Raw genomic sequence first — 23,233 nt, forward strand, 5'->3', positions numbered from 1 at the left:
GCTGAGTGAGGAATGACCATGTCCACCCAAAAGAACCTTAATGATCCGGTCGAGGCCTATGAAGGCCTTCTGGAACATCCCGAAACCGACCGCCAGAAAATCGCCGTGGCGATCGACACAGGGGTCAAGGCCGTGGGTCATGTGGTCATGTGGGCCAATGTCCTGCTGATCGCCGCGATCTTCACGCAGGTTTCGCTGCGCTATCTGCTCAGCCAGAACTATCCCAAACTGGACGAGATCCAGTGGCATTTCTACGGCATCGTCACGATGATCGGCATCTCGTACGCCCTGATCACCGACAGCCATGTGCGTGTGGACGTGCTGCATATGCAGCTTTCCCGCCGGGCACAGCGGGTGATCGAGGTGATCGGCATTCTGACCCTGCTGACCCCGTTCATCTATCTGATGATCGATCAGGGCTACGACTATTTCTACGAAAGCTTCCGCGTCAACGAACGCTCGGACAGCCCCACCGGCCTGCCTGCGCGCTGGGCGTTCAAGGCGGTCATTCCGATCAGCTTTGTGCTGCTGGCGCTGGCTGCACTGGCCCGATTGATCCATGACGGGCACGCGCTACTCTACGGACCGGCTTCGGAACGAGAGGGCGCGTCGCTGCGCCGCATCCTGCTGGTGCTGGCCGTTTTTGCCGCCGTCTGCGTGGGCCTGACCTTCCTTGTCGAGACGACCGAGGAAAAGTTGGTCATTGCGATGTTCCTGACCTTCATCGCGCTACTCTTCACCGGCTACCCGGTGGCATGGGTTCTGGCAGGTGTTGGTGTGGCTTACTGCGGTCTGGCCTATCTGTTCGACAACGACCTGATGCTGTGGACCGGGCTGGAAAGCACCTTTACCGGGCTGGATTACCTGACCCTTGGCGCCGTGGTGAACCGGGTCTATGCGACCATGTCGAACGCGGTTCTGGTGGCCCTGCCGATGTTCATCTTCATGGGCCTGATGCTGGACGAATCCGGTGTGGCCGAGCGTCTGATGTCCTCGATGCAGCGCCTCTTTGGCACCGTGCGTGGGGGACTGGCGATTACCGTGACCTTGATCGGGATCATTCTGGCGGCCTCAACCGGTATCATCGGAGCCTCCGTGGTTCTGCTGGGCGTGCTGTCGCTGCCATCAATGATGCAGCAGAAGTACCAGCCGACGCTTGCGGCTGGCGTGGTCTCGGCTTCGGGCACGCTGGGTATTCTGATCCCGCCGTCGATCATGCTGGTGATCATGGCCGACCAGATGGCCCTGTCTGTGGGCGACCTGTTCATGGCTGCGGTCTTCCCCGGCGTTATCATTGGTGGCCTGTACCTGACCTACATCTTCATCCTGGCTCTGGTGAAGCGTGACGCGGCCCCCGTGCCCGAGGGTGCCAAGGCCCCCGACTGGGCCGCCGTCAAGGATGTTTTGATCGCCGTCATTCCGACGCTGATGCTGATCCTGGCAGTGCTCGGTTCGATCTTTGCGGGCCTGACCACCCCGACCGAGGCCTCGGGCATCGGTGCGCTGGGTGCCACTCTGCTGGCGCTGGGTTATCGCAAGCTGACTTTCACCAAGCTGTGGAACGTGCTGGTGTCGACCTTCAACACCACCGCCTATATCTTTGCGATCTTCCTTGGTGCGACCGTGTTCTCGTATGTTCTGCGTGAACTGGGCGGGGACGAGCTGATCGAGCATGTGGTGCAATCCACCGGCTTCGGGGCCAACGGCACGGTTCTGTTCATCCTGTTCATCGTCTTCCTGCTGGGCTTTGTGCTGGACTGGATCGAGATCACGCTGATCGTACTGCCCCTGATGCGCCCCATCGTGAACGGGCTGGGCATCGACATCCCCGGCTTCGGCGTTCTGGATGAGCCTGCGCTGGTCTGGTTCGTGATCCTGGTGGCAGTAACGCTGCAAACCAGCTTCCTGACACCGCCGGTGGGCTTCGCCCTGTTCTACCTGAAAGGCGTCTGCCCGCCCGAAATCAAGCTGATGCACATCTACAAGGGCATCATCCCCTTCGTGCTGCTGCAGCTGACCGGTCTGGCGCTGGTCTTCCTGTGGCCGACCCTCGCCACCTGGCTACCTTCGGTCGCCTACTAAGGAGCTGTGCCATGCGTCTGAACCAATGTCATAACTTCCACGACTTCCGGCGGCTGGCCAAACAGCGGCTGCCGGGGCCCATCTTCAACTACATCGACGGTGGTGCGGATGATGAGGTGACGTATCGCGAGAACACCAATTCGTTCGACCGCTGCGATCTGCTGCCCTCGGTCCTGCGCGGGGTGTCAGATGTGGACATGTCTGTCACGGTGATGGGGCAGAAGCTGGACATGCCGATCTACTGCTCGCCCACTGCCTTGCAGCGCCTGTTCCACCATCAGGGGGAACGCGCCGTGGCGGCAGCGGCCGAGAAATACGGCACCATGTTCGGGGTGTCCTCGCTGGGCACCGTGTCGCTGGAGGAACTGCGCCAGAAACACAAGAACCCGCAGGTCTATCAGTTCTACTTCCACAAGGATCGCGGACTGAACGCGGCGATGATGCAGCGCGCGAAAGAGGCCGGGGTCGAGGTGATGATGCTGACCGTGGACAGCATCACCGGCGGCAATCGCGAACGCGACCTGCGCACCGGGTTTTCGATTCCGTTCCGGCTGACGCTGGGTGGCATGATCCAGTTTGCGATCAAGCCGATGTGGGGCATTAACTATGTCACCCATGAAAAATTCCGCCTGCCGCAACTGGAAGAACATGTGGATATGGGCGGCGGTGCCAGCTCGATCGGCGGCTACTTCACCGAGATGCTGGACCCGTCGATGAACTGGGATGACGTGGCGCAGATGGTGCGCGACTGGGACGGCCAGTTCTGCCTGAAGGGCATCATGACGGTCGAGGATGCCAAGCGCGCGGCTGAGATTGGCTGTACCGGCATCATCCTGTCGAACCACGGGGGCCGCCAGTTGGACGGCTCGCGCACGCCTTTTGACCAACTTTCCGAAATCGTTGACGCCGTTGGCGACAAGCTGGACGTGATGATGGACAGCGGCATTCAGCGCGGCACCCATGTGCTGAAAGCGCTGTCGCTGGGCGCCAAGGCTGTCGGCGTCGGGCGTCATTACCTGTACCCGCTGGCCGCCGCCGGTCAGCCCGGTGTCGAACGGGCGCTGGGGCTGATGCGCGCCGAGATTGAGCGCGACATGAAGCTGATGGGCGTCACCAGCATCGACCAACTGAGCCGCGAGAACATCCGCTTTCGCGCCGCATAGACCGTAACGGAGGCTGCCATGACCAATGATGAACTGATTACCCATTTCCGTTCAATTGTTGGTTCGCGCCATGTCCTGACCGGCGAACGGGCCACCGAACGGTTTCGCCGCGGTTTCCGTTCGGGTGAGGGCGAGGCGCTGTGCGTCCTGCGCCCTGGTAGCTTGCTGGAGCAGTGGAAAGTGCTTCAGGCCTGCGTGGCCGCCGACAAGATCGTGATCATGCAGGCGGCCAATACCGGGTTGACCGAAGGCTCGACCCCTTCCGGTAGCTATGATCGCGACGTGGTTCTGATCAACACCCGCCGCATGGATGCGCTGGTGCCGCTGAACGAGGGCGAGCAGGTGGTCAGCTTTCCCGGTGCCACCCTGTTTGCGCTTGAGAAACTTCTGGCCCCTCTGGGGCGCGAGCCGCATTCGGTGATTGGCTCGTCCTGCATTGGCGCCTCGATTGTCGGCGGTGTCTGCAACAATTCCGGCGGCTCTCTGGTCGAGCGGGGGCCGGTCTATACCGAACTCTCGGTCTATGCGCAGATCACCGAGGCCGGTGAGTTGGAGCTGGTCAACCATTTGGGCATCGATCTGGGCGAGACGCCCGAGGAGATCCTGGGCAACCTGGACGCCGGAACTTTCGACCGCGCCCCGGGGGCGACGAATAAAAGGGCCTCGGCCAGTGATTACGCGCAGATCGTGCGGGACGTGGATGCCCAAACGCCGGCCCGGTTCAACGCGGACAAGGCGAAGCTGTTCGAATCCGCAGGCTCGGCCGGGAAGCTGGCGGTCTTTGCGGTGCGGCTGGATACATTCCCCAAGAATGAGGCCGAGAAGGTCTTTTATATCGGCACCAATGACCCGGGCGATCTGGCCGCGCTGCGTCGGCACATCCTGTCCGAGTTCACCTCGCTGCCCGTTTCAGCCGAATACATGCAGCGCGAGGTGTTCGACATCACGGCGCGCTACGGCAAGGACACGGTTGTCATGATTGACAAGCTGGGCACCGACCGGCTGCCGATGTTCTTTGCCCAGAAAGGCGCGGTGGATGCGCGACTGCGCCGTATCCCGGTGCTGCGGAACTTCACCGATCGTTTCATGCAAATGGCGGTGGCGCTGTGGCCTCGGGTCTTGCCCAAACGGATGACCGAGTTCCGCGATCGCTATGAACACCACCTGATCCTGAAAATGAAAGACGGCGGGATTGATGAGGCGGCACAATGGCTCCCCGATTTCCTCGGTGACCGCGACGCCGACTTCTTTGAGTGCACCGCGCGTGAAGCTAAGATCGCGGGTTTGCATCGTTTTGCGGCAGCCGGGGCTGCGGTACGCTACATGGCGATCCACGCCAATGAGGTCGAGGATATCATCGCCCTCGACGTCGCCCTGCGCCGGAACGATCTTGACTGGCTGGAAAAACTACCGCCCGAGATCGAAGATCAACTGGTTCACAAGCTCTATTACGGCCACTTCATGTGCCACGTGATGCATCAGGACTACGTGGTCAAGAAAGGCGCGGACCCCAAGGCGCTGAAGGCTGCGATGCTGGCGCTGTTTGACGAACGCGGCGCGGAATACCCCGCCGAGCACAATGTGGGGCATTTGTATAAGGCCAAGCCCGATCTGGCGGCGCATTACAAATGTTGCGATCCGACCAACTCGTTCAACCCCGGCATCGGGAAAATGTCAAAAGCCCGCAACTACGGTGAAGGGGCCGAAGGTAGCGATCAGACCAGAACACCTGCCGCCTAGACCTTAGGCCGTGATGAACGGCGTGTAGGCTTGCACTATGTCGCCCGCGGCGTTCAGAGCCAGAGTGAGTCTGTGAAGACGCGGTGAACGATGCGTTCGCGCGTCAGGCCGCGCTTCTGCAGTTCCTCGTCGCTCAGTGATTGCAGGTAGTTGACTTTGCGGACGCGCGATTGCGCCTCGGCCAGGCTGACCAGCGCGTTCGTGATCGCTGAGCCGAACTTTGCAATCAGGCCCAGGACAGAGAAACCGGTTTGCGATTGATGTGCTGTATGTGCCATCAGGACCCCCATAGGAATTGGTCCTCCCATCGGTTGTATATGGCGTGGTGTCACCCTTACTGTGAAGGGGGTGTTTGGTCATGGCGGCCTTGCCCATACCGCAACGCAGCCGGGATGCGGGTCGTAAAACCAAGAATAACCCTGCCGCGTTAGCTGTTGTCTTTTGGGCGGTTGTGAAAGGCGCTCACCAGATCCTGGCCGGTTTCAAAAATGAAGCTATCTCCGACCTGTTGGACCAGCCCATATCGCGTCAGTTCCGCGCGCACATCCGGTTCCACCATGGCAAAAACCAGCCTGATACTTCGGGCCTGCAGCTCCTTATGGATGCTGCGCAGCGTGTATCCGGCGGTGAAATCGACCGTGTCGATGGCTGAGGCATCAATGCAGAACCAGTCAATCTCTGGGCCCGAGCCCCGGATAATCCCGATCACATCGTCCGAGAGCCGCTGCATGTTCGCGTAATACATCCCGTGGGAAAAGCGATAGATCACAAGGCCCGGTTCGAACTGGTTCGGAGGCGACAGCGCCTTGGAATGCCAGCCGCCATCGTCGGTCTGAACGATCACCGAGTTCTTGGGCCGGTAGCCCCGGCGCGTATGATCGACCAGCGAAAGGACCATCGCGAAGATGATGCCCTGTTCAACGCCCACCACAACGACAACGGCAGCGGTTGCAACCGCGACCCAGAACTCGGATCGCGCCTGCCTATAAATGGCGGCCAGCCCGCGCAGGTCGATCAGCTTTACGCCGATCAGGAACACGATGGCCGACAGCGCGGCCGTCGGCATAAAGGCCAGAGGTCCGGTCAGAAAAAGGATGACCACCAGTACGATCACCACGGTGGTCAGTTGCGCGATCTGGCTGCGCCCACCGGCGCTGGCGACCATCTCGGTCTTGGTGGGGCTGCCGTTGACTACGAAGGTCCCCGTGACTGCAGCGCCCAGATTGGCAAGGCCCAAGCCGACCAGATCAGTGTTCTCTCTGAACCTCTCGTCATACCGGGCGGCATAAGCGCGCGAGGTTGCAGCGCTTTGGGCCAGAATGACCACAAAGATCGACAGGGCGGTGGGCAGCAGTTGTTTGAACAGCGACCAACTCCACTGCACATCCGGCAGCGAAAACGAGGGTAAACCGCCGGGCACTGTGCCCAGCAGCGCGACGCCGAGCGTATCCAATTGGAACCCCCAGCTGCACAGGATCACAGCGACAACGGCGATCAGCGGCCCCGGTATTTTGCGCGACAGGCGCGTGAGGCCCACAACCGTCGCCAATACGGTCGTGGCAACCGCAAGGGTTGGCCCGTTGATTTGACCGAGGTTCTGAAACACGCCCCGCAGCTTGGTCAGGGTGCCGTGGCCTGCGACTTCGAAGCCCAGCATGCCGGGGATTTCGCCGACGGCGACCTGAACCCCGACGCCGGTCAGAAACCCGACCAGCACGGTTCTGGACAGGAAATCCGCCAAAAACCCCAGCCCGATCAGCCGCGCGGCGATCAGAAGCACTCCGGCCATCAGCGCCAGAAGCGAGGCAAGCGCCAGATACTCCGATGATCCGGAGACCGCCATCCCGGCCAGCGCCGATGCGGTGATTGCAGCCGTGGCGGAATCCGCGCCGACGACCAGATGCCGCGACGATCCGAACAGCGCAAAAAGCGCCATCGGGATCAGGATCGTATACAGCCCGGTGATAACCGGTGTTCCGGCGATTTTGGTGTAGCCCATAACCTCGGGGATCGCGAGGCAGGCAAAGGTGATGCCAGCCAGAATCTCGGTCGGAAGGTGCGCCCGGTCGATGGGCAGAATGCCCTGCAGAACAGGGGAGGAAACCGGCCTTGCGCGTGTGCGATTCGTCCCCATTTCCGTCCTCTTCCCTTCGGTTTGGGGTGTTTTTATGCCCAATTATATCTTTTTTAGCGTCCAAGCGGTGTCTGGACCAAGACTGTAAGTGCAGAAAAACGCTTGCTAATTTTTGGATCAAAATGATCCTTTATGTATGAGTTTATAGCCGTTTTTGTCTTTCTACGGGAAACCCCCAATTTCGCCGCCCAAGGGGATTCGGTAGAAAGAGTACAACCACCCGGTCTGCGATGACCGAACACTTTTCCCCCATGAGGGGCTGGTCCACACCCCCTCGGCCGGCCCCTCAATAATTTTTGGGGGTAGAGTGTTGGATTTCAGGCAGGCTGCCCCGCGATGCGGGTGACGAGCGCGGGCAAATCCGAGGCGCTGCCATAGCTGGCATCATGCGGAATGTCGTCCACGGGTGATTTCCGGTACCCTTCGGTGAACAGCAGAAACGGCACCTGCGCGCGTTTTGCCGTTTCGGCATCCACTTCGCTATCGCCGACAAACAGGCAAGGGCCTTTGGCCGACAGGGCACGGAAGCTCTCCGTCAGATGGGCCGGATCGGGTTTTCGGACGGGCAGGGTATCTCCGCCAAGAACGACCTTGAAATGATGGGCCAGATCGAGCGCTTCCAGCACGTGGCGCGCCGGGGCTTCGGGTTTGTTGGTACAGACCCCAAGAACACAGCCCATGTCCTGCAATTGGGCCAGCGCTTCGGTTATGCCGGGATAGGGCCGGGTCGTTTCGCTGGCGGCGGCATTGTAGTGGTTCAGCGTTGCTCGGGTCAGGTCTGCATGGCGATCTATTGGCAGGTCGCAATGGCGCATGACCCGTTCAACCAGCTTTGGCAGGCCATTGCCCACGAATCCCCGGATCACGTCTTGCGGCAACGGTTCGTGTCCGACTTCTGCCAGCATCCGGTTCGCGGCCCCGGCCAGATCACCGATGCTGTCCACCAGAGTTCCGTCCAGATCAAACACAACTGCTGTGGTCATATGCCCGCCTTCCTGCCTTGTTTGCCAAGACCTAACGCGGGTTTCCCTGCAGCGCAATTGCGCCAATACCGCGCGTCCGGAAAGCCGGGCTTGACATACCTTACTAAAATAATCAGATTAAGGGTAGAAGTCATCAGCCAACCCAGCATTGGGTCAGCCAGACCGATAGAAAAGCGAACAGATCAGGCCGCTGGCCTTAAAACCCCTGGAGTTGTCCGATGAACGCGCAGACCCCGACCGCCACCCAATCCTATGCCGTTTCCATGTTGCCTGCCCACAAGGCCGAAGACCTGACCAAGGGCGGCAATCTGGCCCATATCGAGCTGGGCGATCAGCTTTACACGCTGCGCATCACCCGCGCCGGCAAGCTGATCCTGACGAAATGAGCGCGCCATCTTCGCGAGGCGGGGCGGCTGTTGGCCGCCTGTCAGACCTCGACCCGATCGAAGCGGGCGCGGTAATGTATCTGCGGCTTTGGGCGGACGGGCCCGGCGGGCAGGCCGATGCGGCCAGCGATTTCGATATCGCGCTCGGCACGGATCACGGGCGCACGGCGATGCTGGCGCTGGATCGCTTGTGTTCGCTTTGTGCCCATCACGGGCGTCGTCCGCTGATACGGCATGGTTTGGGGTGCTCGTGTCTGGGCGCGGACGAGAATTGTTTCGCGCAGATGATCACGGCGGCCTCGGAAGGCGCGCGTGAGGATGCGATGATGATGGCCTCGCTCATCGTGCGCCCGGATTTTGCCCCCGCACTGGCCTCGCTGTCCGAGGAGCTGGGTCTGGCCCTGCGCAGAATGACCGCAGCCATACCTTTGCCAACAACCGGTCACAGGACCCCCGCGACCGTCGTTCACTGAGTGGCAAAGCCAGACCCCGGCCCGCGCAGCCGGGGTCATTTTCTAACAACAGCCGCAGCCGTGGTGGTGGTGATCATGGTCGCAGACCGGTTCGGGGGCGTAGTCGCCAACCTCGGCCAGAACCTCGCGCAGCGCCCATAGGATCATGTCCACATCCTCGGCCTCGATGGTCAGGGGCGGGCGGATTTTCAGGATGTTGTCTTTCGGCCCTTCGCTGCCGATCAGAATGCGGTGATCGCGCATCCGGTTTTTAACGTAGCTGCAGATCTCCGTGGCTTCCGAGCCGTCGGGATTGACCAGTTCGACCCCGACGAACAGCCCCATGCCGCGTACGTCGCCGACGCAGCCAAAATCGGCTTCGATCGCGCGCAGCCCCTCCATCAGACGCGCGCCCATCACGCGGGCATTGTCCTGCAGGCCTTCGTCATCGACAATATCCAGAACCTCTTTCCCGATCCGGCAGGACAGGGTTGAGCCGCCGAAGGTCGAGAAAAACTCGATCCCGTTGTCGAAGCTTTTCGCGATCTCTTTGGTTGTCACCAACACGCCCAGCGGATGCCCGTTGCCGATGGGCTTACCCATAACGACGATATCCGGCAGCGCCCCCTGATGTTCGAAGCCGAAATAATACTCACCCAGGCGCCCCAGCCCGGTTTGCACCTCATCGGCGATACAAACGCCCCCTGCCGCGCGGATTTTCTCATAGACCGCAGGCAGATAGCCCTTGGGCGGGATGATCTGGCCCCCGACCGAGGGGAAGGTCTCGGCAATAAAGCCCGCCACGCCGTGGCCCTTGCCCTGCAACGCGGCAATCGCAGGGTCTACCAAATCCGCGAATTTTGTCGCGCGCTCGGGATCGTCGCGCCGGAACGATCCGCGATAGTCATCCGCGACCTCGACCAGTTCAACCCAATCCGCCTGACCAATCCCGCCCGGCTTGTTGAACTTGTAGGCCGAGATCGCAACGGCGGCATTGGTATTCCCGTGATAGCCATGATCTGGCGTCACAATCCCCTTCGCGCCGGTATGCGCACGCGCCAGCCGCAAGGCGAGTTCATTGGCCTCCGTCCCTGAGTTGACGAAGAAGCAGACCTGTAGTTGCTCCGGCAGTTTCGAAAGGATTTTCTCAGCAAATTCAGTCTGCGCAGGATGCAGATAGCGGGTGTTCGAGTTCATCCGCTTCAACTGATCCGCCGCCACCGCCTGAATACGCGGATGCGCATGACCCACATGGGGGACATTGTTGTAGGCGTCCAGATAGGGTCGGCCCCATTCGTCGAACAGGTGATGTTTCCACCCCCGCACCAGCATGACCGGATCGTCATAGGTCAGGCTGAGGTTGCCGCCGAAATGATCGCGCCGATCTTGCAGGATCGCCCGCTTGTCGGTTGGGCGATAGGCCACCTTGTCGTCGGCCAAATTCAGCAGAGCCGCCGGGTTCGGGCAGACCGCGTTCCATAGTTCCAGCTCATCCGGGTCGGCCACGCCAGGCCAGTCGGCCTGCATCCCCTCTGTGGTCAACGCCAGTTGGAAATGCACATGCGGGGCCCAGCCGCCATTCTGCGAAGCGTCGCCAAGGCGGGCAAAGACCGCGCCCTGCGCCACCGGATCGCCGGGTTTCAGGCGATCACAGACTTCGGGGTCCAGATGGCCATACAGCGTATAGAACGGATCGCCCTCGGGCGTTTCGTGGTGCAGGATCACCACGCCGCCATAATCCAGATGCGCGTCCCGGTTTTCCACAGCCTCAACCCGCCCACTCATGGGCGCGTGCAGAACGGTGCCTGCGGGGGCAAAGACATCCACCGCCAGATGCAGCGTGCGCCGGTCCGAGGCTTTCCACGGCCCCTTACGAAACCCCGGCTCGGCATAGATCAGGCGTGGCTCGTTGTAGTACCCCAGCCAGAGGCCTTGGCCGAATTCCTCACCCACGCGGGCGGCTTCTTCCAGGGGCATGTGAAACGGGTTCTGCGGCCAGAGCGAGTTCTCAACCGACAGCGACCCCATCGGCGCATCGCTCAGATCCTGCCCGGACATCTGCGCGAAATGGCCGCGATGATCCTTCAGATAGGCCTGCACCCGTTTGGCGCCATCTGTCACCGGAAACCCGCAGGCCACTCGCAACCGCGCAGGCATCAGATCGCCGTTGACTGAAGCGTTTTTGATAAACCGCCACGCAGGTGCCTGCGAAATAGTCACATAGGGATCCTCCGGGTTCTCGAGTGCCATCAGGGTCGAGTTCACCACCGACACCGCCAGTCGCATGCGCAGCAGCGGCCAGATCAGATCGACCTCTTCGGCCTGCAAGCGGTTGGCGGCGTGATAACCACGAACCAAAGCCGCCAACGCGCGTTCAGGCTTCGGATGGTCCAGCACGATATAGGCCCCGGCGATGGCCAGATCACAGATGCGCGGCGCGGCGCACATGTCGCCCAGATCAATCAGCCCGGACACCGAATGCCGACCCAATTCGCCGTCAACCAGAATGTTGTAGTCGTTGGCATCGTTGTGAATGGCCTGCTTCGGCAACGCCTGCAGCGCACCCGCGATGCGGTCATACCCCGCCGCAATGCCCGCCAGCAGATCGCGCCGGTCCGGATCGGGAATCGCGTGCAATTGATCTCCGATCCACCCAGCCTGCATCAGATCCCATTTGAACGAAGGCCTGTCCAGACCATCATGCGAGAACCCCTGCAGCGCCCGGTCGGTTGCGCCCAGAACGCGGCCCAGCTTCAGGATCAGTTCCTCACTTTCTGGCGCGACCTTGGCGTAGCAGGTTCCCGGCAACCGTTCGAGCAGCCAGACCAGCCGGGCCTCACCCGCTGTATCTTCTACTTCTGGTAAAAGCGCGCCGTTCAGATCGGGAATGACCTTTGGAAACGGCAGACCCGGAGCCTCAGCCGCGATATGTTCCAGCGCCCTGATCTGAAGATCGACCAGATCCGCCTCGCAGCCTGCACGCATGACCTTCAGAACATAGTCCTGCCCGTTTGTGGCCTGCGCCAGAAAGTTCAGGTCATATTCCCCGTCCAGCCGCGTCAGCTTAACGTCGAACCCCCAGCGCCCGCGCACGGCCCCGGCCCAGAATGCAGTCAAATCGCTCATATGTTTCCCAGTCCAGATACCAAATGGATCCCCTTCATCTGTCCAAAAATATCCTCGGGGGGGATCGCGCCGCCTGGCGCGATGGGGGGCAGACAGCCCCCCTCTGCCGTCACCCCAAAGCGACCCACGCCGATAAGTTCCACCGCCCGCCAAGACCAATAAAGTACCATCTGGGGTTTCTCTCTGTTGTTCAGCGGAGACAAAGCAAAGCTGAGATGAAAGGGCAACCCCTAGGCCTTGCCACCCAGATCCTGCAGGATTGGACAATCCGGCCTGTCATCGCCTGCGCAGGCGTCAATGAGGTGGCTCAGCGTATCGCGCATGGCGTTCAGGTCGGCGATTTTGGTCTCGATCTGGGCCAGATGATCCTTTGCTACCTGTTTTACATCTGCGCTGGCGCGGGTCTCGTCTTCGTATAGCGCCAGCAGTGTCCGACAATCCTCGATGGTGAACCCAAGCGCGCGGGCGCGGCCCAGAAAGGTCAGCTTATGCACGTCCTGCTCGCGAAACCGGCGATAGCCGTTGTCGTCGCGCAGAGGTTTGATCAGGTCGATATCCTCATAGTACCGGATGGTTTTGGCGGGCAGGCCGGTGCGGGTGGCGACATCTCCGATATTCATGCGGGGGCCTCCTCGGTTGCGGGCAGGGCGGTCTCGGGCGCGCTGGCACGAACGCGGCGCAGCCGCAGGGCGTTGGTGACGACAAAGACGCTGGACAAGGCCATCGCTCCGGCGGCCAGAGCGGGCGAGAGCAGATGGTCTCCGAATGGATAAAGCACCCCCGCCGCCACCGGGATCAGCAGGGTGTTGTAGCCAAAGGCCCAGCCGAGGTTCTGGCGGATGTTGCGCATGGTCCGGCGGCTGATTTCCACCGCGTTCACCACGCCGCGCAGATCGCCCGACATCAGAACCACATCCGCTGTTTCGATGGCCACATCCGTGCCGGTGCCAATAGCAACGCCAATATCCGCCGCCGCCAGAGCAGGCGCGTCATTGATCCCGTCGCCGACAAAGGCCACCGTTCCGTATTGGGCGCGCAGGGCTTGGATTGCCTCCAACTTACCGTCCGGCAGAACCTCGGCGGTGACGTGGTCGATGCCCAGATCGTCGGCCAGAGCGCGGGCGGTCCGGGCATTGTCGCCGGTGATCATGGCCAGCTTCATTCCCATCTGGTGCAAGGCTGCCAAGGCCGCGCGCGTGCCGGGCTTGACCGGGTCCGAGACGGCAAGGCTCGCCGCCGCCAGACCATTGATGGCCATGAACAGGGGGGTCGCCCCCGCAGTGGCGCGGGCTTCGGCCTCCGACTGCAGATCGGCGATGTCGATCCCCTGCTGCTGCATCAGTTTATGCGAGCCGATCAGAATGCCCTTGCCCTCGACCCGCCCCTGCAGCCCGAGGCCGGTCAACGACTGAACCTGCGACACCGCTGGCAAGTCCGAAGGGCCAGCGCGGGTGATGGCGGTGGCGATGGGGTGCTCGGATCGCGCTTCGAGCGCGGCGGCCAGGCGCAGAACCTCGGCCCGGTCAAAACCGTTCGTCGTGGTCACATGGTCCAGTTCCGGGCGGCCTTGTGTCAGAGTGCCGGTCTTGTCCAGCGCGATGACCTGCGCTTGCTGCAACTGCTGCAGCGCGTCGCCCTTGCGGAACAGAACGCCCAGCTCCGCTGCGCGGCCTGTGCCCACCATGATCGAGGTCGGCGTGGCCAACCCCATAGCACAAGGGCAGGCGATGATCAGGACCGAGACCCCGGCGACCAGCGCCAGCGGCAGGGCGGGGGCTGGCCCAAAGATCAGCCATGCAAGTACGGTCAGGATCGCCACGGCCATCACCGCCGGGACAAAGCGATATGTGATCCGGTCAACAAGTCCCTGAATGGGCAGCTTCGCGCCCTGCGCCTGTTCGACCATCTGGATGACCTGCGCTAGCACGGTATCTGCGCCCACACGGCTGGCCTGCACGCGCAAGGCCCCTGTGCCGTTCACGGTGCCGCCGACCACCTGATCGCCTGTGGACTTGCCAACGGGAACCGGCTCACCGGTGATCATGCTTTCGTCGACATAGGAGGTGCCCTCCAGAACGTCACCGTCCACTGGAACGCGCTCCCCCGGTCGGATTTGCAGGATATCGCCCACTGCGATTTCGGCGATGGGGCGGTCTACGGTTGCGCCATCCTGTTCGACGCGCGCCGTCTTGGGTTGCAGCCCGACCAACTTGCGGATCGCAGCGCCGGTTTTGCCCTTGGCGCGCGCCTCCATCAGCCGTCCCAGAAGGATGAGAACGATGATGACGGCGGCGGCCTCGAAATACACATTCGCCGTACCAGCTGGCAGCAGATGTGGGGCGAAGGTTGCCACGACCGAATACAGATATGCCGCGCCGGTCCCCAAGGCGACCAGCGCATTCATATCGGGCGCGCGCCGCAGCAGTGACGGGATGCCCTTGGCGTAAAACACTCGCCCCGGTCCGATCAGCAGGGCCGAGGTCAACGCGAACTGGATCAATTGGCTGGTCTGTGTGCCGATGGTCGCCTGCACCCAGTGATGAAACGCCGGGATCATGTGTCCGCCCATCTCGAGAATGAAAACCGGCAGGGCCAGCGCGGCGGCCAGCAGCGTTGAGCGAGTCAGGTGGCTGATTTCGTCCGCCTTGGAGCTGGCCTCTGTGCTTGCCGCCCCAGCCGGTTGCGTAGGATAGCCCGACCGGGTCGCAACCTGCGCCAGAGACGCCGGATCGGTCGTGCCCTCGACATACGTCACCGTGGCCGTTTTGGTAGCAAGGTTTGCAGTGGCATCGACCACGCCGGGGCTGGATTTCAACACCCGTTCGATCTTGGCAACGCAAGAGGCGCAGTTCATGCCCTCGACCGCCAGAACGGTTTGTTGCGAGGCAGCCGGATGGCCTGCGGCCTCCAGCGCATCGGTCAGCGCGGATACTGGACCGTCAAACGCAACCTGTGCGGTTTTGGTGGCAAAGTTCACCGCCGCGTTGTCCACGCCCGGAACATCCCGCAATGCGGTTTCGACACGGGCAACGCATGAGGCGCAGTGCATGCCTTCGACCTTAAGGTGATATGTCTGAGGGTCCGCCATTCGACTCGAATCCCGGCAGTTTCTTTGCCCCTCAAATGGGGGTTCCAGTGACGGGAAGGTCAAGAGGGGTGCGTCAAAATTTCCGCAGAGGCTCAGGTCGCCAACTGCTGTTTAAGCCGCTCATTTTCCGCCTGAAGCTGCGCCAGTTGCTGACCAAGGGCATTCAGATGGGGGCGCAGTTCCGCCTCGGTGAAGCGGGGCGTGATGTGGCGGGGGCAGTTCCAGTCCAGCGCCTCGACGCGGATGATTACGGCGCGCTCCGCCGGGGTTTCAGCGCCCTCGGGGTACAGGCTTGCGGCGGCGGCCTCGCCCTCGGTGATCTCGACACGGCCCAGGATCTTGAGGCGGCGCTGGTTGGCGTAGTCCATAAGGATCATCGCAATGCGATCATTGCCGTCCAGATTTCCGCGCGAGATATACTGTTTGTTCCCGGTCAGATCGGCATATCCGATTGTCTGCGGTCCCAGCACCTTCAAGAACCCCGCAGGCCCGCCGCGAAACTGAACATAAGGCCAGCCGGTTTCTGAAACCGTCGCCTGATAGAAACCGTCGCGCGCTTCGATAAAGGCTTTCTCAGGCTCGCCGATCAGATGGCCCTGCTGTGGGCCGCCTTCGATGAACTTGGCATAGGTCTGCGCTGACCCCATCCGGTCCTGATGCGCCCGCACAGCAGGGGTGAAGGTCAGTTCGGAAAAAGCACGCGGCATGGCTGGTCCTTTCACAGGCCCAAGGCTGGGCGTCGTCTGTCAACCTGACAAAGCTGGGCCGTGCGATCAATCGGCCGTGCTTAGGCCAGCGATGCGGCCAGAAGGGCAAGGGTCAGCAGAAAAGGCACGTATTGGGGCGAAAACGGGCTGGCGCGGCGTTGCATTCCTTGGCTCCTTTGGTGGACTGATCGGTAAACTTTTCTCAAGGTGTACCGATCAGTCCGCCTGATCAATGAAAATGTGCAGCAGAGCGGTCCAGCACACGGGAAGGTGAAAAATGTTCCGAAACGGGGCAGGCGGTTATCGCGGCCAGATTGCATTCATGCACCGCGGGAATTATGTGCTAATCAGTACACCTCGGAGGGGTCTATGCGTCCAAACAAACGGGATCAACTGGTTCGAAAAGCGCTGGATGTGTTCTATCGGGACGGGTTTCACGCCACCGGAATGGACAAGCTTGTGGTGGAAACGGGTGTGTCCAAAACCTCGATGTACAAGCATTTCCGCACCAAAGAGGACCTGATCCTTGCTGTGTTGCGCCTGCGGGATGAGAATTTTCGCGACTGGTTCCTGCAACGGGTCGAAGAGATCGCGGACAACCCCGCCGATCAGTTGATTGCCGGGTTTGATGTCATACGAGAATGGTTCGAGGAAGACGGGTTCCGGGGCTGCATCTTCGTCAAGGCGGGTGCGGAATACCAGAACCCCGACCACCCCATCCACATTCAGGCAGCCGAGAACAAGCGCCTGGTTTTGGATTATTTCACCTCTCTGGCGCGCAAGGCCGACGCGCGCGAGCCTGAAAAGCTGGCCCGGCAGGTGCAATTGCTGCAGGAAGGGGCCATCGTGTCTGCGGTGATGTTGAAGAACTGCGATGCGGCCATTGACGGGAAAGAGGCGGCAAGGTCTTTGATCGATGCAGCGCGGGTCTGATCCACGACGGCTGATGCATTGATGGCAAGAAACGTTGCGTAGCACATTGCCCAAAACGCGGCGTCACCCGGATTGGCAGCGGACAAATCCGACGATAGCCTCTTCTGAACAACAGTTTCGGAGAGCCATACATGTCGCTTTTTACCTCCACCGCCGCCTGGGTCACGGATGAACACCGGATGTTTGCCGACATGGCAGGTCGGTTCATGGATGACGAACTGACCCCCAATATAGAGCGCTGGGTCGACAACGGCGTTGTGGATCGCGACTTCTGGACCAAAGCGGGCGAAACCGGGCTTATGGCCGGGGCGATCGCCGAAGAATATGGTGGGGTCGGCGGCGGCATGGGGTTCGACTCGGTCACGATCTACGAACAGGCCGCGCGCGGGGATGCCGGGTGGGGTTACGGAATCCAATCCATCGTAACCCATTACATCACAGCCTATGGCAGCGAGGATCAAAAGCGCAACTGGCTGCCGAAACTGGCCTCGGGTCAGATGGTTGGTGCGCTGGCCATGACCGAACCCGGTACCGGATCAGACGTGCAAGCGGTGCGCACGACGGCGGACCGCGATGGCAACTCCTACCGGCTGAACGGGTCGAAGATTTTTATCACCAACGGTCAATCGGCGGATCTGATCATTGTTGCCGCGAAAACAGACAAGTCCCTGGGTGCGAAAGGCGTGTCTCTGATCGTCGTTGAGGCCGACGGCGCGGACGGGTTTCGCCGGGGGCGGAACCTCAAGAAGCTAGGGATGAAGGGCAACGACACGGCCGAGCTGTTCTTTGAAGACGTTAAAGTGCCGATGACCAACCTGCTGGGCTCCGAAGAAGGGCAGGGGTTCTACCAGTTGATGAACCAACTGCCGTGGGAACGTCTGACCATCGGATTGATGGCATTGGGCGCGATCGACTTCGCCATCGCCGAGACGGTGAAATACGTGCAAGAGCGCAAGGCCTTCGGGCAGCGCGTCATGGATTTCCAGAACACACGTTTCAAACTGGCGGAATGCAAAACCAAGGCCGAGGTTCTGCGCAGCTTCGTCAACGATTGCATCGGCAAGCTTGAGGCGGGTGAGTTGGACGCGGCCACCGCATCGATGGTCAAATACTGGGGCTCGGAGGTGCAGAACGAGATTATGCACGAATGCCTGCAATTGTTTGGCGGCTATGGCTTCATGATGGAATACCCCATCGCCCGCCTTTATGCCGATGCCCGCGTGCAGATGATCTATGGCGGCACCAACGAGGTGATGAAGGAACTGATCGCGCGGTCGATTGACGTGTGAACAGGGCGCTCCCGCCCGTCGTCACCGTTCCTAGCGGAACGTCTCCTCCCGTTGGGCCGGGCAGGTGCGGGTGCAGCCCGCACCTGCCCGGCCCACCTGCCGTCCGCAGGACGCAAGGCCGAAGGCCGCGCAGTTTCTTACGCTATGAGGACAGTTGCTCCTCTAGCCAGATCCGAAACGATTTCAGCGGTTCTGCCTCGGCCCGTCCGTTCGGCCAGACAAGGTAGTAGTCGCCAAGGCTGACCTCTGGCCCGTCGCAGGCCTGCACCAGCCGACCGCTCTGCAGGTCTTCGGCCACCAGATAACCGGGCAGCAATCCTACGCCCAGCCCATGAATAGTGGCCTGAATCATTGTCGAGAACTGGTCGAACATCATCCCGCGCTGTCCGCTGGCCGGGTGCCCTTGAGCGGCGAACCATCGGTCCCAGCCATCCGGGCGCGTTTCAAGATGCAGCAGAGGGGCCTGTGTCAGCCACTCAATTCCTGACGGCTGGTCTGGCAGAAGCTCTGGCGCGCAGACCGGAAGCACCACTTCGTGCATGATCTTCATATAATTCACCCCGCTCCAGTCCTTCTGACCGAAGTGGATAGCGGCATCGAATGGCTCGGTGTCGAAGTCGAACGGTTTCAGGCGGGTGTTCAGAATGACCGTCACCTCCGGATGGCGGCGGGCGAAATCCTGCAGCCTTGGGGCCAGCCAGTGCATACCGAAAGCCGGAAGGATCGACAGATGCAGGGACCCGCCGGTGGGGTTCGCCTTCAGCTTCAGCGAGGCCTGCGCCAGTTGCTGCAGGGCCGCGCGCGCCGTCTGGACATAGTCCTTGGCGGCTGGGGTCAGGTGCAGCCGCATCTGCGTGCGCTGGATAAGGTCGACGCCCAGCTGCTCCTCCATCGCTTTCAACTGACGGCTGATCGCGCTTTGGGTCAAAGATAATTCCTCGGCGGCAGCCGAGGCGCTGCCGAGCCGGTCCACCGCCTCGAGCGCCAGCAGGGACGATATGGATGGCAGAAAGCGGCGGGGCGCAATCATATGACATTTCCTCATACCTTTGCTTCTGATTATCACTGGCTTTTTGCTTGCGCCAGCGGGATATAAGGGATGTTTGGCGCAGGGATGCGCCCAGATGTCGGGCATGCCCCACCCCGTTTGAAAAAGGCCAGACTATGGACCGCGCCCAGATCGTTCATGAAAACTTCCTGTCTCGGGTTGCAAATCGCGACTTTCCCGACGGGCCGCCGCCACGTGTGGGCCTGACGGATACGGATGCGGTGTCCCTGTTCCGCTCGCAGGTGCTGAGCCGGGCGCTGGATCGCACCAGCAGGGCGATGCAAAAGGCAGGGCAGGGGTTTTACACGATCGGGTCCTCGGGTCACGAAGGCATGGCTGCCGTCGCCCACGCCCTGCGCCCGACCGATATCGCCTTTCTGCACTACCGGGATGCTGCGTTTCAGATTGCCCGCGCCGAGCAGGTGCCGGGCCAGCAGATCGCTTGGGACATGTTGCTGAGTTTTGCTTGTTCTAAGGAGGACCCGACCTCGGGCGGGCGGCACAAGGTGCTGGGGTCGAAGGCGCTGACCATACCGCCGCAGACCTCGACCATCGCCAGCCATCTGCCCAAGGCTGTCGGGGCCGCCTATTCGCTGGGCGCCGCGCGCAGGCATGACCCTGAGCATCGGGAATTGCCGTTGGACGGGATCGCCATGTGCTCGTTCGGGGATGCCTCGGCCAACCATTCGACCGCGCAGGGGGCGATCAACACGGCGGGCTGGACCAGTGTGCAGTCCACGCCTTTGCCGCTGTTGTTCGTATGCGAGGACAACGGGATAGGCATTTCGGTAAAAACGCCGAAAGGCTGGATTCAGACCTCAATGGAGCATCGTCCGGGGATCAAGTATTTTCAGGCCAACGGGTTGGATATCTATGAAACATACGCTGTGGCCCAAGAGGCGGCCCACTATGTCCGCACGCGTCGCAAGCCTGCCTTTCTGCATCTGAAGACCGTGCGTCTCTATGGTCATGCCGGGGCGGATGTGCCGACAACCTACCTGAGCAAGGCTGAGGTCGAAGCGGATGAGGCTAACGATCCGTTGTTGCATTCGGTCCGGTTGCTGGATCAGGCCGGGGCGTTGTTCCCGGATGCGGCGTTGCAGATTTATCAGGACACGTGCGCCCGCACCGACCGCGTCGCCGCCGAGGCCGCGACCCGCCCGCATCTGGCAAACGCGGAACAGGTGATGGCCAGCCTGATCCCGCCCAAACGCGCCTGCAAGCCCACAAACGGGCCCACCGCCGACGCCCGGGCCGCCGCTTTCGGTGGCGACATGCGGGCCATGCAGGACCCGCAGCCAATGAGCCGCCTGATCAACTGGGCGCTGACCGATCTGATGCTGGAGCATGGCGAAATCGTCTGCATGGGTGAAGATGTGGGCCGCAAGGGCGGGGTCTATGGCGTGACCCAGAAACTGCAGCAGCGCTTTGGCCCGGACCGGGCGATCGACACGTTGCTGGATGAGCAATCCATTCTGGGTCTGGCCATCGGCATGGGCCATAACGGATTTGTCCCGATCCCAGAAATCCAGTTCCTGGCCTATCTACACAATGCCGAGGATCAGATCAGGGGAGAGGCTGCCACCTTGCCCTTCTTCTCGAACGGTCAGTTCACCAACCCGATGGTGCTGCGGATCGCGGGTCTTGGGTATCAGAAAGGCTTTGGCGGGCATTTCCACAATGACAATTCGCTGGCAGTTCTGCGCGACATTCCGGGCGTGATCATTGCCTGTCCTTCCAACGGCGCGGATGCGGCGATGATGCTGCGCGAATGTGTGCGGCTGGCGCGCGAAGAACAGCGGGTGGTTGTGTTTCTGGAGCCCATCGCGCTCTATCCTATGCGCGATCTGCATCAGGCGCAGGGTGGCGGGTGGATGACGACCTACCCCTCGCCCGACCAGAGGATTGCGCTGGGCGAGGTCGGAGTGCATGGGGATGGCGACGATCTGGCCTTCGTGACCTACGGCAACGGGCACTACCTGTCTCACCAGGCGCTGCCCGAGTTGCAGGCGGCGGGATTAAAAACCCGGATCGTCGATCTGCGCTGGCTGGCACCGTTACCTGCCGAGGCACTGCTTGCGGCGACGCGTGGCTGCAAGCATATCCTGATTGTAGACGAATGCCGCCGCACCGGCAGCCAGTCCGAAGCGCTGATGACTTTCTTCCAAGAAGAAAGTTCTGCGACCCCGACCGCCCGTGTGGCGGCTGATGATTGTTTCATCGCAACCGGCCCGGCCTATGCAGCACCACTGCCGTCGAAAGACGGTATTGTCGCCGCCGCCTTGACCCTGACCGGAGGCAAAGCATGACCCGCACCGCTGTTGTCATCTGCCCGGGCCGTGGCACCTATAACAAGCCCGAGTTGGGCTATCTGCATCGGCACCATGCCGACCGGGTGCAGATGTTCCGCACATTCGACGCCATTCGGGAAGAAACCGGGCAAGAGACTGTGACGGCGCTCGATGCCGCAAGCCGCTTCACGGTGAGCAAATATTCCCGCGGCGACATTGCCTCACCCCTGATCTACGCCGCGTCTCTGGCGGATGCGCAGACGCTGGCCGAGGATATTGAGGTGGTCGCGGTCACCGGGAACTCGATGGGTTGGTACATTGCGCTGGCCGTGGCCGGGGCTCTGAGCGCCGAGAATGGGTTCCGCGTCGTCAATACGATGGGAACCCTGATGCAGCAGCATCTGATCGGCGGGCAACTGGTCTATCCCTTTACGGACGACACTTGGGTCAATGATCCCGTTCGGAAACAGGCGCTGCTTATGGACGTTGCGCGTATCGACGCGAGCGAGGGGCAGGATCTGGCCCTGTCGATTGATCTGGGCGGGATGCTGGTTTTGGCCGGAAACGAGGCCGGGCTGGCCGCGTTCGAGGCGTCTCAGCCCGCGATTCAGGATCGCTTCCCCATGCGCTTGCCCAACCACGCCGCGTTCCATACCCGTCTTCAGGCGTCCGTGGCAGCAGAAGGGCGGGCGCAACTGGCGGCAAATTTATTCTGGCAGCCCCGCCATCCGATGATCGACGGGCGCGGCAAAATCTGGTGGCCGGGCGCGACAGACACGGATGCGCTGTGGGACTACACGCTGGGCCATCAGGTGACCGAGCCGTATGATTTCACCCGCGCCGTGCAGACGGCCGCGCGCGAATTCGCGCCGGACCTGTTCATCGTGACTGGGCCGGGCGCGACCTTGGGCGGGGCGGTGGCACAATCGCTGGTCCTGGCCGAATGGCGCGGCATGACGGACAAGGCCGCGTTTGTAGCGCAGCAGGAGGCCGCGCCCCTGCTGATCGCCATGGGCCGCGACGACCAGAGGGCGCTTGTGACCGGATAGCCGTCAGACCGAGCGGGTGATGCCTCCGTCCACCCGGATGTTCTGTCCGGTGATGTAGCCGCCGCCGTCCGAGGCCAGCAGGGAAATGACCGAGGCGATTTCGTCATAGCTGCGGCCATAGCGGCCCATCGGGATGCGCGACCGGAATTCCTCTTTCTCTGGCAGGCTGTCGATGAAGCCGGGCAGCACGTTGTTCATGCGAATGTTGTCGGCCGCGTATTTGTCCGCGAACAGCTTGGTAAAGGCGGCCAGCCCGGTGCGGAATACGCCGGAGGTCGGAAACACCGGATCAGGTTCGAACGCGGCGAAGGTCGAGATGTTGATGATGGCCCCGCCGCCCTGCGCCTGCATGATCGGCGTGACCAGCCGGGTCGGGCGGACGGTGTTCAGGAAATAGACATCCATGCCGGTGTGCCAGTCGTCATCGGTCAGTTCCAGAACCGGGGCGCGGGGGCCGTGCCCGGCAGAGTTGACCAGCACATCGACCCGTCCCCAGTGGGCCATCGCAGCATCGACCAGATTCTGCAGATTGTCGCCGGATTGGTTCGATCCGGTGATGCCGACACCGCCCAGTTCGCTTGCCAGTGCCTCGCCCTTTCCGGATGAGGACAAAATCCCCACCTTGAACCCATCTGCCGCCAGTCGCCGGGCCGCATCCGCGCCCATGCCGCTGCCGCCCGCCGTTATCAGCGCAACCTTGTCTTCCATTTCTTAATCTCCGTTTCCTGTCTGCGATCAACATGGGGCCAGAGCCGAGATTTG

18 protein-coding genes are annotated in these 23,233 nt (G+C 61.6%); 9 read left to right on the forward strand and 9 right to left on the reverse strand.

The features are described 5' to 3' along the window. Positions 1-18 precede the first annotated feature (18 nt). From ACR0JN_RS18275 to dld, 3 genes are read left to right on the forward strand one after another with little or no spacing between them, the layout of a single operon-like run. Positions 19-2,082, forward strand: coding sequence for a TRAP transporter large permease subunit (locus ACR0JN_RS18275; protein WP_480887798.1), 2,064 nt, complete (start codon positions 19-21; stop codon positions 2,080-2,082). Positions 2,083-2,093: 11 nt separating this feature from the next. Then, a complete protein-coding gene (locus tag ACR0JN_RS18280; protein WP_480818451.1) occupies positions 2,094-3,245 on the forward strand; it encodes an alpha-hydroxy acid oxidase in 1,152 nt (383 codons plus the stop codon). 18 nt (positions 3,246-3,263) lie between these two features. Further along, positions 3,264-4,985, forward strand: a complete 1,722-nt coding sequence (gene dld, locus ACR0JN_RS18285; RefSeq protein ID WP_480887800.1) for a D-lactate dehydrogenase — start codon at positions 3,264-3,266, stop codon at positions 4,983-4,985. A 53-nt stretch (positions 4,986-5,038) separates the two neighbouring features. Here dld and ACR0JN_RS18290 read toward each other — a convergent pair whose 3' ends face one another. The 3 genes from ACR0JN_RS18290 to gph form a co-directional block, all read right to left on the reverse strand. Continuing rightward, the gene (locus ACR0JN_RS18290) at positions 5,039-5,263 is read right to left on the reverse strand and encodes a hypothetical protein (RefSeq protein ID WP_480818449.1); all 225 of its coding nucleotides are present in this window, start codon (positions 5,261-5,263) and stop codon (positions 5,039-5,041) included. 149 nt (positions 5,264-5,412) lie between these two features. Then, the gene (locus ACR0JN_RS18295; protein ID WP_480887801.1) at positions 5,413-7,119 is read right to left on the reverse strand and encodes a SulP family inorganic anion transporter; all 1,707 of its coding nucleotides are present in this window, start codon (positions 7,117-7,119) and stop codon (positions 5,413-5,415) included. Between the two features lie 317 nt (positions 7,120-7,436). Beyond that, the gene (gene gph / locus ACR0JN_RS18300; protein ID WP_480887803.1) at positions 7,437-8,102 is read right to left on the reverse strand and encodes a phosphoglycolate phosphatase; all 666 of its coding nucleotides are present in this window, start codon (positions 8,100-8,102) and stop codon (positions 7,437-7,439) included. Positions 8,103-8,320: 218 nt separating this feature from the next. Here gph and hemP point away from each other — a divergent pair, with 218 nt between their 5' ends. Further along, positions 8,321-8,488, forward strand: a complete 168-nt coding sequence (gene hemP / locus ACR0JN_RS18305) for a hemin uptake protein HemP (RefSeq protein WP_480616420.1) — start codon at positions 8,321-8,323, stop codon at positions 8,486-8,488. Then, positions 8,485-8,961 (forward strand): hypothetical protein, encoded by a 477-nt coding sequence (locus ACR0JN_RS18310; protein ID WP_480887804.1) that lies wholly within the window; start codon positions 8,485-8,487, stop codon positions 8,959-8,961. Before hemP ends, ACR0JN_RS18310 begins: the two co-directional genes overlap by 4 nt. Before the next feature lie 42 nt (positions 8,962-9,003). Here ACR0JN_RS18310 and ACR0JN_RS18315 read toward each other — a convergent pair whose 3' ends face one another. The 4 genes from ACR0JN_RS18315 to ACR0JN_RS18330 all read right to left on the reverse strand — a co-directional run bounded on the left by ACR0JN_RS18315 (position 9,004) and on the right by ACR0JN_RS18330 (position 15,861). Further along, entirely contained in the window at positions 9,004-12,066 is a 3,063-nt protein-coding gene (locus ACR0JN_RS18315) for an aminotransferase class III-fold pyridoxal phosphate-dependent enzyme (RefSeq protein WP_480887805.1), read from the reverse strand. 230 nt (positions 12,067-12,296) lie between these two features. Then, the gene (gene cueR, locus ACR0JN_RS18320; protein WP_480818444.1) at positions 12,297-12,686 is read right to left on the reverse strand and encodes a Cu(I)-responsive transcriptional regulator; all 390 of its coding nucleotides are present in this window, start codon (positions 12,684-12,686) and stop codon (positions 12,297-12,299) included. After that, positions 12,683-15,154, reverse strand: coding sequence for a heavy metal translocating P-type ATPase (locus ACR0JN_RS18325; RefSeq protein WP_480887807.1), 2,472 nt, complete (start codon positions 15,152-15,154; stop codon positions 12,683-12,685). Before ACR0JN_RS18325 ends, cueR begins: the two co-directional genes overlap by 4 nt. A 92-nt stretch (positions 15,155-15,246) precedes the next feature. Then, positions 15,247-15,861, reverse strand: coding sequence for a pyridoxamine 5'-phosphate oxidase family protein (locus ACR0JN_RS18330; RefSeq protein ID WP_480887808.1), 615 nt, complete (start codon positions 15,859-15,861; stop codon positions 15,247-15,249). Between the two features lie 369 nt (positions 15,862-16,230). Here ACR0JN_RS18330 and ACR0JN_RS18335 point away from each other — a divergent pair, with 369 nt between their 5' ends. Together ACR0JN_RS18335 and ACR0JN_RS18340 are read left to right on the forward strand one after the other, a co-directional pair. Then, positions 16,231-16,794 carry a TetR/AcrR family transcriptional regulator gene (locus ACR0JN_RS18335; RefSeq protein ID WP_480818441.1) on the forward strand — a complete coding sequence of 188 codons (564 nt, stop codon included), beginning with the start codon at positions 16,231-16,233 and terminating at the stop codon, positions 16,792-16,794. 131 nt (positions 16,795-16,925) lie between these two features. Beyond that, positions 16,926-18,083 (forward strand): acyl-CoA dehydrogenase family protein, encoded by a 1,158-nt coding sequence (locus ACR0JN_RS18340; RefSeq protein ID WP_480887809.1) that lies wholly within the window; start codon positions 16,926-16,928, stop codon positions 18,081-18,083. Positions 18,084-18,225: 142 nt separating this feature from the next. Here ACR0JN_RS18340 and ACR0JN_RS18345 read toward each other — a convergent pair whose 3' ends face one another. Continuing rightward, complete coding sequence (locus tag ACR0JN_RS18345; protein WP_480887810.1) at positions 18,226-19,113, reverse strand: LysR substrate-binding domain-containing protein; 888 nt, start codon at positions 19,111-19,113, stop codon at positions 18,226-18,228. 134 nt (positions 19,114-19,247) lie between these two features. Here ACR0JN_RS18345 and ACR0JN_RS18350 point away from each other — a divergent pair, with 134 nt between their 5' ends. Both ACR0JN_RS18350 and ACR0JN_RS18355 read left to right on the forward strand, forming a co-directional pair. After that, positions 19,248-21,440: a dehydrogenase E1 component subunit alpha/beta gene (locus tag ACR0JN_RS18350; RefSeq protein WP_480887811.1), complete on the forward strand. Its 2,193-nt coding sequence runs from the start codon at positions 19,248-19,250 to the stop codon at positions 21,438-21,440. Then, complete coding sequence (locus tag ACR0JN_RS18355) at positions 21,437-22,471, forward strand: ACP S-malonyltransferase (protein WP_480887812.1); 1,035 nt, start codon at positions 21,437-21,439, stop codon at positions 22,469-22,471. Before ACR0JN_RS18350 ends, ACR0JN_RS18355 begins: the two co-directional genes overlap by 4 nt. Before the next feature lie 3 nt (positions 22,472-22,474). On the opposite strand, the gene ACR0JN_RS18360 is transcribed toward ACR0JN_RS18355, so the two are convergent. Next, positions 22,475-23,179, reverse strand: a complete 705-nt coding sequence (locus ACR0JN_RS18360) for an SDR family oxidoreductase (RefSeq protein ID WP_480887813.1) — start codon at positions 23,177-23,179, stop codon at positions 22,475-22,477. Positions 23,180-23,233 lie beyond the last annotated feature (54 nt).

The organism is Ruegeria sp. G12 (genome assembly GCF_056533565.1).

Coding starts and splice junctions, on each gene's coding strand:
- ACR0JN_RS18275 (WP_480887798.1), top strand. CDS start 19: ATGTCCACCCAAAAGAACCTTAATGATCCGGTCGAGGCCTATGAAGGC.
- ACR0JN_RS18280 (WP_480818451.1), top strand. CDS start 2,094: ATGCGTCTGAACCAATGTCATAACTTCCACGACTTCCGGCGGCTGGCC.
- dld (WP_480887800.1), top strand. CDS start 3,264: ATGACCAATGATGAACTGATTACCCATTTCCGTTCAATTGTTGGTTCG.
- ACR0JN_RS18290 (WP_480818449.1), bottom strand. CDS start 5,263: ATGGCACATACAGCACATCAATCGCAAACCGGTTTCTCTGTCCTGGGC.
- ACR0JN_RS18295 (WP_480887801.1), bottom strand. CDS start 7,119: ATGGGGACGAATCGCACACGCGCAAGGCCGGTTTCCTCCCCTGTTCTG.
- gph (WP_480887803.1), bottom strand. CDS start 8,102: ATGACCACAGCAGTTGTGTTTGATCTGGACGGAACTCTGGTGGACAGC.
- hemP (WP_480616420.1), top strand. CDS start 8,321: ATGAACGCGCAGACCCCGACCGCCACCCAATCCTATGCCGTTTCCATG.
- ACR0JN_RS18310 (WP_480887804.1), top strand. CDS start 8,485: ATGAGCGCGCCATCTTCGCGAGGCGGGGCGGCTGTTGGCCGCCTGTCA.
- ACR0JN_RS18315 (WP_480887805.1), bottom strand. CDS start 12,066: ATGAGCGATTTGACTGCATTCTGGGCCGGGGCCGTGCGCGGGCGCTGG.
- cueR (WP_480818444.1), bottom strand. CDS start 12,686: ATGAATATCGGAGATGTCGCCACCCGCACCGGCCTGCCCGCCAAAACC.
- ACR0JN_RS18325 (WP_480887807.1), bottom strand. CDS start 15,154: ATGGCGGACCCTCAGACATATCACCTTAAGGTCGAAGGCATGCACTGC.
- ACR0JN_RS18330 (WP_480887808.1), bottom strand. CDS start 15,861: ATGCCGCGTGCTTTTTCCGAACTGACCTTCACCCCTGCTGTGCGGGCG.
- ACR0JN_RS18335 (WP_480818441.1), top strand. CDS start 16,231: ATGCGTCCAAACAAACGGGATCAACTGGTTCGAAAAGCGCTGGATGTG.
- ACR0JN_RS18340 (WP_480887809.1), top strand. CDS start 16,926: ATGTCGCTTTTTACCTCCACCGCCGCCTGGGTCACGGATGAACACCGG.
- ACR0JN_RS18345 (WP_480887810.1), bottom strand. CDS start 19,113: ATGATTGCGCCCCGCCGCTTTCTGCCATCCATATCGTCCCTGCTGGCG.
- ACR0JN_RS18350 (WP_480887811.1), top strand. CDS start 19,248: ATGGACCGCGCCCAGATCGTTCATGAAAACTTCCTGTCTCGGGTTGCA.
- ACR0JN_RS18355 (WP_480887812.1), top strand. CDS start 21,437: ATGACCCGCACCGCTGTTGTCATCTGCCCGGGCCGTGGCACCTATAAC.
- ACR0JN_RS18360 (WP_480887813.1), bottom strand. CDS start 23,179: ATGGAAGACAAGGTTGCGCTGATAACGGCGGGCGGCAGCGGCATGGGC.